The 12,727-nt window shown below is 33.6% G+C and carries 8 protein-coding genes; 1 reads left to right on the top strand and 7 read right to left on the bottom strand.

Features of this window, described 5'->3' with window-relative positions; translation table 11 throughout:
* Positions 1-106: 106 nt before the first annotated feature.
* Positions 107-892 (top strand): rhomboid family intramembrane serine protease, encoded by a 786-nt coding sequence (locus tag C3L50_RS01780; protein ID WP_243400313.1) that lies wholly within the window; start codon positions 107-109, stop codon positions 890-892.
* Positions 893-925: 33 nt separating this feature from the next.
* Here the strand turns inward: C3L50_RS01780 and rlmB are convergent, their stop codons facing one another.
* The 7 genes from rlmB to C3L50_RS01745 form a co-directional block, all read right to left on the bottom strand.
* Entirely contained in the window at positions 926-1,660 is a 735-nt protein-coding gene (gene rlmB, locus C3L50_RS01775) for a 23S rRNA (guanosine(2251)-2'-O)-methyltransferase RlmB (RefSeq protein WP_103804370.1), read from the bottom strand.
* A gap of 110 nt (positions 1,661-1,770) precedes the next feature.
* Positions 1,771-4,461, bottom strand: a complete 2,691-nt coding sequence (locus C3L50_RS01770; protein ID WP_103804369.1) for a zinc-dependent metalloprotease — start codon at positions 4,459-4,461, stop codon at positions 1,771-1,773.
* A gap of 133 nt (positions 4,462-4,594) precedes the next feature.
* The gene (locus tag C3L50_RS01765) at positions 4,595-5,101 is read right to left on the bottom strand and encodes a lipid-binding protein (RefSeq protein ID WP_103804367.1); all 507 of its coding nucleotides are present in this window, start codon (positions 5,099-5,101) and stop codon (positions 4,595-4,597) included.
* Between the two features lie 10 nt (positions 5,102-5,111).
* On the bottom strand, positions 5,112-5,849 hold the full coding sequence (locus C3L50_RS01760) for an immunoglobulin-like domain-containing protein (protein WP_103804364.1): 738 nt from the start codon (positions 5,847-5,849) through the stop codon (positions 5,112-5,114).
* 11 nt (positions 5,850-5,860) lie between these two features.
* The gene (locus C3L50_RS01755; RefSeq protein WP_103804362.1) at positions 5,861-7,294 is read right to left on the bottom strand and encodes a SusD/RagB family nutrient-binding outer membrane lipoprotein; all 1,434 of its coding nucleotides are present in this window, start codon (positions 7,292-7,294) and stop codon (positions 5,861-5,863) included.
* A 12-nt stretch (positions 7,295-7,306) separates the two neighbouring features.
* The gene (locus C3L50_RS01750) at positions 7,307-10,501 is read right to left on the bottom strand and encodes a SusC/RagA family TonB-linked outer membrane protein (RefSeq protein ID WP_103804360.1); all 3,195 of its coding nucleotides are present in this window, start codon (positions 10,499-10,501) and stop codon (positions 7,307-7,309) included.
* Between the two features lie 148 nt (positions 10,502-10,649).
* On the bottom strand, positions 10,650-12,416 hold the full coding sequence (locus C3L50_RS01745; protein WP_317044950.1) for a BamA/TamA family outer membrane protein: 1,767 nt from the start codon (positions 12,414-12,416) through the stop codon (positions 10,650-10,652).
* Positions 12,417-12,727: the final 311 nt, after the last annotated feature.

Below are 12,727 nucleotides of genomic sequence, written 5' to 3'. Positions count from 1 at the left end.
ATACTCGAACAACCAGATTAAGAGTTCTGACAAAATAGCATTACTTTTAGTTTGGTTCTGTTTTTGACTATTAATTGTCAAAGTCTAAAACCTAAGACACAATACCTTGAACCCAAAAATAGAAGATTTCAATCATTTTAAATTTACGCCATCGGTTTGGATTGTTCCAACATTGATGATGCTGTTGAATTGGTTTATTTTTTATTTGGATAATTTGTTTCACTTAAATTTAGACGAGCACGGAATTTATCCAAGGACTTTATCGGGTTTTCAAGGGGTTTTGTTTAGTCCTTTTTTGCACGGCGATTTGAATCATATTGCTAGTAATACTGTACCGCTTTTTATTTTAACTACAGCTTTGATTTATTTTTATCGGGATGTTTCGTTGAAAGTTTTGGTATATGGAATTTGGTTTTCTGGGTTAATTACTTGGGTTATTGGTCGTGAATCCTATCATATTGGAGCCAGTAGTTTGATTTATGTTTTGGTGAGTTTTATTTTTTTTAAAGGAATTCAAACCCAATATTACCGTTTAGTAGCTTTGTCATTGTCAGTAATTCTTGTTTATGGAGGATTGGTTTGGTATATTTTTCCAAAAGTGGATGAGACCATTTCTTGGGAAGGACATTTGGCTGGATTGATTACTGGTTTTGTACTTTCGTTATATTACAAAACTCCAGAATACAAAAAAGTAATCAAATACGATTGGGAACATCCAGATTTTAATCCAATGGAGGATAAGTTTATGCAACGATTTGATGAAAATGGCAATTTTGTAAATCTTCCAGAAGTTGAACCTGACGAAGAAATACAATCGAACTATTTCTCAAATTTTCCTATAGATTATACTATTGTTGAAAGCGAAAAAAACGAATCAAAACCAGAGCTCTAATTCGTTTTATATTTTACTTAAAATCAAAAACACTTAACTTCTTTGTCTAACGACTTCGTATAAAAAAGCTCCGCAAGCCACGGAAACATTTAGTGAGCCAATGGTTCCAAACATAGGTAATTTTGCTTTTTCATCTACGATTTTAAGAACAGAAGGATTAATTCCTCTATCTTCTGAACCCATAATAATAGCAACAGGTTCATTTAAGGCAATATCATAAATATTTTGGTCTGTTTTTTCAGTCGCTGCAACGGTTTTTATTCCTGAACCTTGTAAATAGAAAATAGCATCTTTGATATGTTCTACTTTGCAAATAGGTACATTAAAGACTGCACCAGCCGAAGTTTTAACAGTATCTCCATTTACTGGAGCGGAACCTGCTTTTTGAACAATAATTCCGTTCACACCTGTACATTCAGCAGTTCTAATAATAGCTCCAAAATTTCGAGCATCTGATATTTGATCTAGAATCAAAAACAAAGGTGTTTTTCCAGATTCAAGCGTAGCATCGACTAAGTGTTCTAAGTCAATAAAACCTATTGGAGAAATGGATGCTACTGCTCCTTGATGGTTGTTTGGAGTCAAACGATTTAATTTTTCGACAGGAACATAAGAGAAATTTACGTTGGCACGTTTCATTACTTTCATCAAGTCTTTCATCAATTCGCCTGATATTTCTTTTTGTATAAATACTTTATCGACTTCTTTTCCTGCTTGAATAGCCTCAATAATGGCTCTTATTCCGAATATTAAATGTTCTTTTTCCATTGGGCAAAGATAGGTTTTTTTATATTTCGAGAATCTAAATTTTTTATTTTCAACCAATAAAAAAGGGTAACATTTTTAGTGTTACCCTTTTTTAAAATTTAGTGTCTTAATTATTCAATTATTATTTTTCTTTCTTCTTTTCTATCTCCATCAACAACTGTAAGTAAGTAAATGCCTGAGGTTACATTTTTTAATTGGATGTCTTCATTAAAGGAAGAGTTATTCTTGTATTTGTTTTCAAAAACTTTTCTACCCAATAAATCGTGAACTAAAACCTTAATATCGTTTTTAGATTGACTTGAAAATTGAATGTTAAATTGGCCTTTACTTGGATTTGGGTACATTTCAAAATTAGTTAAATACAAGTCGTTTGTTCCTAATGCAACATATGTTTTCGTACAAATAGTTATGGAAGCTGTATTTAATGTTCCTGAACCACCACTACTTGCATCACGGAATCTCAATGTCCAAGTGTTTGATGGGTTTTGACCATTAAAGGCGCTTAGACTTTGTTTTGGTATAACATTTTGTAATGTTGTTGATGTACAACTAATAGCGTTTCCTGAATCGTCATAATTAATATTTAAATTTGTTCCACAACTACTTTTTTGTATTACTACAGTTGTAGCTTGTGGACTTACAATTTCTATTTCAACATCTGACATAAAAGCATGTTGAATTCCAATTCCTACATTAACATCTACAATTGATGCAGATGATGCCGGAACATTAATTGTTCTTGTTGTATAAGTTGCTGGGCCATCAGGAATTGCGACTGGAGTAGTAAAGTTGTATGTGTTACATTCAGAAGTTACAGAATAGCCAACAGCAAATACTTTGGAGTTAACTGCATAAAATATATTGGCAGTTGGTTCAATTAATAATCTGCAATTTGTTGCCGATAGGTTTGGAGCAGTTATTGTTTCTGTACCATCATTAGGAGTATTTGAAGCTAATGTTATAGGGAATGTTAAGCCACCATCTGTTGATAGTTTTATATTCACATTTGATGCGCCAGGTAAAGATTCGGAGCCATTTACACTCCAAGTAATAGTTTGGCTTCCTCCTTTGGTCCAACCAATGTTTTCAGTGTTTTGTGAAGTTACTGCAAATGGGCCAATAGTTCCACTTACGTTTACGTTCATATCATCAGAGTTATTCTGAGAAGTTCCGTAGGCTGCATTATCTCTTCCTGTTAAAAAGAAATTTAGGGTTCTTTCTACATTGGAAACTGATTCCCATTTTGTTGTTAATGTATTGGCTAAAACATCACTTAAAGCAGGCATATATCTTATGGGAGAACTACTAGGTTTTAAAGATCTAAAAAGTGGACCATCTACTTTTGTTGGATAACAAATACTATTTGCATCAATTGATGTAACTGCGTTGTCTGCTTCTTCCCAAGTATAAGTAATGGTATCTCCATTAGGATCTGAACCAGTTCCTTTTAATATAAATGCAGTTCCTTTTGGAATAGTATAATCTAATCCTGCATTTATAATTGGTGGACTATTAGTGATTGGAGTATTAGTTGAACAACTTTTAGAAGTTAGATTAGCCTGAATTTGTTGTACACTATTTACACTATAATAGTCATCAGAATGGGCTTGAATGTTAAGTGTTGATGGACTTACTACTCCTGCGTAACCCATAATTGTAGAGCCACTTCCGGGTTCAATATTGGCGCCTCTGCCTTCCACTTTAAAAGAAAATGTATGGTTTCCACCTAGCTGATGTCCTATTTCGTGTGCAACCACATCTATGTCAAAGTTTGGACCTTCGGGATTGTTGTTACTAGGAGCCGACCAACCACTGCCTTTTCCGTATGGATTACTTGGGGTAGGATTGGTACATATACAACCGATGCAGCCTGCATTTCCACCACCACCAGTTCCACTTAGTAAATGTCCAATATCATAATTTGCATGTCCAATAGTAGTGGTTAAATTATTTTGTAACTCTAAATTCCAGGTTGCTCCATTGGCATTATCTGCACCAGTAGCGGAATCTGAATATGGGTCTGTTGCTGGGTCTAGATAAATTAATAAATCATTATTAGCGATAATTTCAAATTTAACTGCTAGATCTTTACCAATAATTCCATTGATTCTAGTCATACTAGCGTTCATTCCTGCGAGTGCAGCTGCTACAGTTCCTCCATAATAGTTTGTGTATTCGGCATTACAAGATAACGCAATACGGAAAGTTCGAAATACTTTGTCGTTGGCTTTAATTTTACTCGCTTTATTTTGTAATTGTGTGTTTAATGCAACGTCTTCTGTCGAACAAGGAATGGATGAAGTGATTGTTGAACGATTTTTTGAAGTAATTAATTTATAAACAGCTTTTGTTTTTGAATAGGATTCTAAAAATTCAGAGTCTTTATCTGCTCTAATAACCATAGTTTGTATTCCTTTTGGGGAATAGCTAAAATAGGCAGTAGCAGTTCGATCTGAGATTCCTACTCCTACATATGATCTTATTTCTGGATATTTGGCTTGTAATTCTGGAGCAAAATTGGATGATTCACGAACTAAGTATTTATCTAAATTGCCATCGGCATTTGGAAGGCTAATTTCAACACTTTCTTGAGGCGTTTTATTTTGGATTTGACTCAATGTGTTTTTCATACTAGCTTCATCTAATTGATAAACTTGCAAGTCATCTGGAATATTTTCTTCTTTATTCTTTAGTATTGATGAACTGTTTTTTGGATTTATTTTTTTCCAAAAAGTGTCAGTTTGTGCTTTTACTAAAAACGTAAAAAGGCATAGAGCGGTGGTTAGTATAATTTTTTTCATTTAGTTTTAAAAATTTTAAGTAATCTATCCAAATGTAAGTAATTATGTTTATTTAACGATGATTTACTTTACATTTTGTGAAAAAAAAACCACCACGCTAAGCGTGATGGTTTTTGTAATTAGCAAAAGAAAACTAGTATTCGTCTTCTAAGAAACCAGTTCTTTTATGACCAGTATGGATGATGTTATATCCAGCTGGGTCATAACTAAAGTGTGCTGTAAAAGTGATTTTATCTACTTTATGACCTGCTTTTGAAAGTCCTGCACCTTTTTCAATTTTACCTTCTGTAATGGTCACTTTAGTTCCAGGATCATTAGCGTTGTCTGCATTAGTTGCCGAGAAGGTTCCGTCAGCTAAATTTATAGTCATTTTACATTTAATCCAATAGCCATGTTTCTCGTCATCGATCCACATTGTATTGTCATTTGCTGCAGTGTTATAAGTATGGTGTAGGTAGAAATCTCCACCTCCCACATCTTTGCCATCACTGTCTTTTAAAGAAATGAACCAGTCACCAGCAAAATCTTTTGTAGTAGTTCCTCCTGGATTTGTATCGGCAACCTCATCACAAGATGATACTGTAGCGAAAATAAGAATACCAAAAAGTACTTTTATAATGTTGTTTTTTATTAATTTCATCTTTATTGTTTTAGAGTTGAACTTGTTTAAGTGTAGCAACGAATGTATATGCTGTTGGTGCAAGCCAAGAGCAGGTTAATACTAAAGTTTTTGTGGTTGCATTTACTGTTAAGTCAGTGATTTTTGCAGTACCACCAAATCCAGTATTGGTCAATGTTCCTGGGAAAGTAAATGAATTTGTAGGGATATCAACAGCGTTGATTTTTCCTCCAGGAGTGATGTAGCCAACTCCTAAAGCTCTACCATATTCATACCAACCTCCAAATGCATCAGAAATTTGATAAGTTCCATCTGCGTTTTTCCATATATAAATATATTTAATATTGATATAAGATGCACCTGGTGTTGCTCCGTTTCTTGCAATTGTACAAGTATAAATACCTTCTATACTATTTACTAAGTTACCATTTTTCCAAACAATTACTTTTCTAGACCCTGTACCAACAAATCCATCCGAATTTGTAGCGCTGTAGGTTACAGCGTATTCATCAGATTTACTAGTGTCTAAGGTTGCAGTTCCTCTATATTTACCAGCTGCTGCTGTAGTATGAGGGATTACAGTTTCGCCAGCTTTAGCAATTGCTCCTGGATCAGTATAAGGAGTTCCAGCAGCCACAAAATAAGGATTTGGTCCTAATATTGTGAAAATAGGGAAATAGGTAACTTTGGATACATTTGCAGTATCATCCGTGGTACAAGCTGTAAAAAATGAGCTTGAAATTAAAAGGGCTATGATTATTTTCTTCATAATATTAAGTTTTAATCCCACCAAACTGGGGTTGTTATTGGTACTAATGTAGGTACATTAGGATTTGCATTTCTCTCAGAAAGAGGATAAGCTATTCTTCTTGGGAATAGACCAGCAGTAGTTCCGTTTTTTGCATAAACTATTTGTCCTGGAACATAACTACCAGCATTTTGTGCTACGGCAGAAGTTTTTGGATAACCGGTTCTGTTTTTTTCAAAGAAGGCTTCAAAACCATTTCCTGGAAAGCTAGCAATCCATTTTTGAACAATGATGGCTTCAATTTTGTTTTCAAGAGTTCCAGCAGTTGGGTAAGCATAAGGTCCTGCTACAAATAATGCTCCAGATAAACCGTATCTTGTGAAATTGGCGTTAACAGCTGCATCATATAATGCTTTAGCTCCAGTTCCACCGTTGTATCTTTCCATAGCCTCTGCTTGTAAAAACAAACTTTCTTCTTTGCTCATTAAAAGAGCAGGAGTCGTTGGAGAAAGACTTACAATTGCAATTGTTCCAGCACCAGCAGTACTATTGTAATCTCCTTGGTTAAGAGAATTTCCTGCTAAGTAATATTTTGCTTTTCTAGTGTCTAAATTGGCATCAAAGAAAGAAGCTAAAGTAGTACTCATTCTCAAGTTTGTAGCAACATTTAACTTTCTGTTGTTGTACTCATACAATGGATTACTTTGGTCAGGAGCATCAGTAAATTGAGCCATACCTGCATCCACAGTTAAGAATTGAGTTCCAGCTGCAATCATTTGCTGAATACCTGCATCGGCTATTGCTTTTCTTGAACTATAGTTTTGACGCATAAAGATTTTTAATTTTAATGTATTAGCAAATTTTGTCCAGTTTGCCATATTACCTTGAAATATTAAATCGTCTTTACCAGGAACATCACCTTTAGAAGCTGCTAAAGGTTTAGATAGTGCATCATTCAAATCTTCGATCATATAAGTGTAAACTTCTTCTCCTGTATTGAATTTAGGCTCTAATATTGAAGAATTATTTGCTTCTTTATAAGGAATGCTACCATAGAAATCGGTAAGAACTTGTGAAGCTTGAACTTCTAAGGTTGTAGCTATTAAATAATAGTTCCAATTTCCTTCAGCTAAAGCTCTTCTTTTTACGTTTCTGATATCTCCTAAACCATCATACATTCCATTCCAAACTCCATTGTAGTCTGAAGTACTAATGGAATAATTGTCAATTTGTTTGTACTGATTGGCTGCATTACTTTGCGTCCAATATTGAGACCACATTCCTCCAATGATAGCAAAGGAAGCTCCTTCTGAACCAATGATTCCTGTGATTCCTGCTGGTAATTGAGCAGATAAAGGTGCTCTTGACGGGTCAAGTGAATCTGGATCCCTATTGATATCTAAATCTGAACTACATCCTACGAAGGTAGCAGATAAAACTAATATACTAATTATGAATTTTTTCATTTTGTTTCTTTTTTAAAATGTTAGTTTAATGCTAGCACCATAAGTTCTTTGAGTTGGGTTTGCACCAAATTCTCCTTGCTCACTTAATAATCCTGTTCCAAATGTAGATAACTCAGGATCAATATAAGGATTTTCAGCAGGTGTCCAAAGAGCTAGATTTTTACCATAAACACTGAATGAAGCATTTTGAAGTCCCATTCTTTTAATTACAGTAGAAGGGAAATTATAAGTCAACGCTACAGAACGCAATCTAACAAATGTTTTGTCAATTACGTGAGTGTTTTCTATTCCAGGATTGTTACTTGTGTTGTAAAAATCAGTTACATCTTCTAAACCTACCGCTTTTGTGTTTTCTGCATAACCAGTAACTACACCAGCACTATTAACTACTTCTACTACAGAGTTAGGTATAATAAATGTATTTCTGTCGTTGTAAGTAGTTTCTATGCCATTACCTGTAAAATGTGATAGTCTTTTAGTGTAAGAATACATTTCGCCACCTTGTTTCCAGTCAACTCCAAAAGTAAATACTAAGTTTTTGTATGTCATACGGCTATTGAATCCCATAACAAAATCTCTTTGTGATGTTCCAATGATTTGTTCGTCATCAGATACTTTGTAGAATCCTGTAGCAGCATCAACGATATACTTTCCTTCATCATTTTTTAGCGGCATTTTTACAGCAAAAACGCCTAGAGGTTCTCCTTCTACAGCATTAAAAGTCACACCGTAATTACTAGCTAATAATTGTTTTGTAGATTCTCCTTTAATATCGGTAACTTCAGAAATGTTTTTTGTGAAAGTGGTTGTGAAATCCCATGTGAAATTTTCTGTTCTTATAGGGACTAAATTCAAAGACACCTCTATACCTTTATTGTTGATATCTGCAATATTAGCCACTTGCGAAGTGTATCCTGTTGATGTTGGTAATGGTCTGTTAACTAATAAATCAGCGGTCGATTTGTCATATAAAGCAACATCAAGATTGACTCTTTTTTTGAAAAAATTAGATTCAAAACCTACTTCATATTCTGTTGTCATCTCAGGTTTCAATTCAGAATTTCCTAAAAGCCCTGAAAATTCATAACCATTAACACCTCCAATTGGTAGTAAGATATTTCCAAATCCTAATGCAGAATTACCTGGAATCATTGCTGATTCAGTTCTGTAAGGATCAGTATCGTTTCCAAGTTGTGCATAACTGGCTCTTAATTTTAAGAACGTATCAGGTGTATCTAATACTATTCCGCTCAATGCAGCAGATGGGTAGAAGTAAGAATTATTTCCTATAGGTAATGTTGATGTCCAGTCGTTTCTTCCAGTAAGTGTTAAGTATAAAAAGTTTTTATACGAAGTTTCAAATGAAGCAAAAACACTATATGATTTTCTTTCAGAGTTGGCTTGACCCACAACAGGTTTAATAGAAGAGTTAGATAATTCATAAAAATTAGGAATATCTAAATTAGTAATCTGTGCAAAAAGAGAAGAAGATTTTCTTTGGTTAGCATTAAAACCAACAAAAGCATTTAGTCCAAAATCTTCAGCAAAAGTGTTGGAGTAATTTAAGATAACGTTGTTATCAAATTCTAATCGTTCTCTTGTACTTTCTGTAACACCCCCAACAACTTCATTTGCACCTGCTAAAGCCTGAGCTGAACCTGGTAAAAATTTCACAACAGCTCCATAAGATTTTACATCTTCTGAACTATAATCACCACCTATTTGATAGCTTGCAGAAAAATGGTCGTCAATTTTATATGAAAAATAAGCATTGCCATAAAAACGATTTCCATTAACAATAGTGGCATTTTCCTTTACAGACCAATAAGGGTTGTTAGTATATGGAGAAAAATAATTACTATTAGTGTTATATGGATTGTTTGTATAGTCTTCTAAGTCAACAATACTGATGTCTCTAGGAACTTGTAATAATTCTTGAGATAGAGTGTTTCCTTCACCTGCATCAGCACCTTGACCTGTGTTTACTACATTTTGGTCTTTTTTAACATAGTTAATAGTACCTTTAATGGTCATTTTGCCTTCAGTGATTCCACCGTTCATAGCCAAAGTTCTTCTTTTGTATAGATCTGCATCAGTTGGTACAATACCATCTGATTTTACATCTGAAAAATACAAAGAGAAATTAGATTTTTCTCCACCACCACTTACTCTTACATCATTAGTAAAAGTGTTTCCTAGTTCGAAGAAATCCTTAACATTGTTTTCAAGGGCAACATATGGTTTGATTTGTTGTCCAGAATTAATGATTGCTCCCCATAATCTCACTTCTCCGTTGAATGCAGGTCCCCAAGAACCATTTTCATTACTGGCTGTGTTTGGACTACCTGACCAACTTGACCAAGAGTGACCAGACCAACCTTGACCGAAGTCGTTTTGAAGGTGTGGGATTCTTGCTACCTCTGCAAAATCAGTAGAAGTCATTATTTCTACATTTAATTTCGATTTGTTTTTTGCAGATTTTGTTGTAATAACAATTACACCATTAGAAGCTCTTGAACCATACAAAGCGGCAGCTGCTGCTCCTTTTAATACAGTCATTGTTTCAATATTGTTAGGGTCAATATCTCCAATACCATTTCCAGAATCATAACTTCTAGTGTTTCCAGTACCACTTGCTGAACTATTTACAATAGGTGAACCATCAACAACATAAAGGGGACTAGTGTTTCCACTAATAGTGTTGTATCCTCTGATAATAACTTTAGAAGATGCACCAACCTGAGCAGGAGCGGTGATGTCAACACCAGCAACTTTTCCTGACAATGATTCAAACACGTTTGTGTTTGTTACCTCTGTAAGGTCTTTTGCACTAACCACTGACGTTGCAGAGGCTACAGCTCTTTTTTGTTTTTTCTGCCCAAAAGCAGTAACAACTACTCCTTCAAGTTCTACAGCAGTGCTTTCCATTTTCACATTTACTGTCGCTGAACTTGCTTTAGCTTCGTGGGTTTTCATACCAACATAGCTGAATATCAAGACTTGGCTTGAAGTTGCTTTGATAGAATATTTTCCATCAAAATCTGTTTGTGTTCCAGTTTTGGTTCCTTTAACTAATACACTCACACCTGGTAAAGGCATACCTGTATTGTCGGAAACAACTCCCGAAACAGCTCTTTCTTGCGCAAAAGTAATTTGCGCCACTAGTACTAATAATAGCACCAAGATTCCATTGAACTTTAGTTTCATTTTTAAAAATTTTGAATTAGTTGGACAAAAATCTTAATAATTTGTTAACTTTCCTAACGTTTGTGTTGATTTTTTATGCTTGCATATGAATTTTAACATTTTAACATATAAATACAGTATTGTTATAAATAATGTTTTTTTTCGATGTTTAAAATTCAATATTGTAATTAATAGAAATAATGGTATTCGAAAATTTTGTGTTTTCACCTCCGTTACTGCCATTTGAAAAGGCTAGCTTTAGCATTCCGTTTTTTGTTTTTAAGCCCATGCCGATCCCGTATCCTAGTAGGTTTCCAGTATTATTTGTTGATTTGTCTTCAAAATATCCATAATCTAAAATGGAGTGAAGAAATAATTCTGGAGAAATAATATAACGGTATTCTGTAATGATGGCAGTCATAAAACTAGCTTGCAAACTATTTTCGGCAAAACCTCTAATTGATCTGGAACCTCCAAAACGGTACAATTCGTTTACAATGTAGGTTTCGCTTTTTAAGAAATAGTTTTGATAATTTATGTTAATGCAGTTTTTTGTATTCAAATAGAAATTATGCATAGCATTGATGTTAATGTAGGTCTGTTGGGTTGATCCAGCTGTTTCGGTTAAGTCAGTAGTAGTCCTTCTTCCGATTCCCATAACAACAGAAATGTTCGTTTTTTTGGGGAAAGTGGGGTTTTTATAATCTAATTGCGAATATTCTAGATTTGAAGTTAGGAACGAATTTTTATAATCGCTAATCGAACTGCTGTTTGTGTTTTGAATGTCGCTGGATTCAGTTGATTGATACCCTAAATAGATTCGGGACTTGTAGTTTATGAAGTATCCTAAGTCGATAGAAGTTTTAGTGTTTTGAAAAATGCTATCTTGTTTGAAAATGTATATCTGAGATTTTAACCCAATAGGGCTTTTGAATAGATAAGGCAAATCAATGCTGGCTTTGAACGTCTTTTGATTGTTGCCATCACTTTTCCAATAGAGTGAGAGTTGTTCTCCTGCTTTTATGGTGTTTTCTAGCATTAAATCCAAGTATCCATTAAAAGTTAATTTGTCATTTTCATTGTTGGCAAAGCCAATCAATCCATCAAATGTATTTGTTTTTCTTTTTTCGAGATACACATAGAGTTTAGTAGTGTCTTTTGTAAATAAGATTTCAGGATTTTTAATTTGATTCACAAATCCAAATTTGTCAAAATCATCATGAATTTTCCGAACCACTTCCTGGTTGAATTTGCTATTTTTATATTTTCGATTGATTTGTTTTAGATGTCCTTCAGGAAAACTATTTTTTTTGTTGCTTTCGCCAAATTGCACAACGATTGTGTTTAATTTTCGTTGTTGACCAAATTCAACTTGTAATTCAGCAAATAAGGAATTGCTTTTCTTTTGAATATTGGCTAATTTCAGTTTAGCAAATGCAAATCCATTTTGCTCCAGTTTTTGTAGGGTAGTGTTCAAAAAAGATTCTGTTTCTGTGTAAGGAAGAGTGAGTGTATCTTTTTTGTTTAATCCAATTAGATCTTTAATTATTTCGTAGTTGTTCTTCTCTTTTTCAGTCTTTTTGGGTTTTTGAATGTATTGTGCGCTTTCGGTTAAAGTTGGAGTTTCTTTACCTATATATATATGTATAGATTTTATCTTGTTGCCTAAACTTAATTTTGTAATATAACTTGAATCATTTTTCTTAGTGTTTTCAAGTATTTGATTCTCAATATAGCCTATTTTAGATAGTCTTTCTGATAATCTATTTACTTCATTGATAATGTCTTTTGCATTGGGATGAATGGGATTATATTTTAATGAGTCGATAATTTTATTTTCCGCAGCAGAGCTTCCGTTTATTTCTAATCGAAAACTTTGAGCAAAACAATTTGACCAGCTACACATAAACAGAAAAAAAACAGCTATTGCTTTCAAGTGATTTATTCTTTAAATAATCTAACGCAAATATCTATCGTTTGTGATAAAAATCATAAGATTTGAACTAAATACTGATTTATTTTCTTCCCTTTCTTAAAATTTGGCAAATGTTTCTATATGAAATAAATGGGTTTCAATGTAGTGTTTGAAACGGTTTTCAAGGGTTTAATTTGTTTTTCTTGGCAAATTGCAATAGAAAATCTGTATTTCATTAAAAAACAAATATTTACTTCTTGTGAAAATTAATTAATTATGGTTTGTTTAGTGAAAATATTTTTCTACATTTGCAACCCCGTAAAAAGCGGGAA

Source organism: Flavobacterium alvei, assembly GCF_002920895.1.
Taxonomy (GTDB): Bacteria; Bacteroidota; Bacteroidia; order Flavobacteriales; family Flavobacteriaceae; genus Flavobacterium; species Flavobacterium alvei.
Note: the sequence above shows the minus strand (reverse complement) of the source record. Positions and strands in the feature narration are given on the sequence as shown.

Bases quoted from the DNA above. Each gene is read 5' to 3' on its own strand.
- rlmB (WP_103804370.1), bottom strand. From the start codon at position 1,660: ATGGAAAAAGAACATTTAATATTCGGAATAAGAGCCATTATTGAGGCT.
- C3L50_RS01770 (WP_103804369.1), bottom strand. From the start codon at position 4,461: ATGAAAAAAATTATACTAACCACCGCTCTATGCCTTTTTACGTTTTTA.
- C3L50_RS01765 (WP_103804367.1), bottom strand. From the start codon at position 5,101: ATGAAATTAATAAAAAACAACATTATAAAAGTACTTTTTGGTATTCTT.
- C3L50_RS01760 (WP_103804364.1), bottom strand. From the start codon at position 5,849: ATGAAGAAAATAATCATAGCCCTTTTAATTTCAAGCTCATTTTTTACA.
- C3L50_RS01755 (WP_103804362.1), bottom strand. From the start codon at position 7,294: ATGAAAAAATTCATAATTAGTATATTAGTTTTATCTGCTACCTTCGTA.
- C3L50_RS01750 (WP_103804360.1), bottom strand. From the start codon at position 10,501: ATGAAACTAAAGTTCAATGGAATCTTGGTGCTATTATTAGTACTAGTG.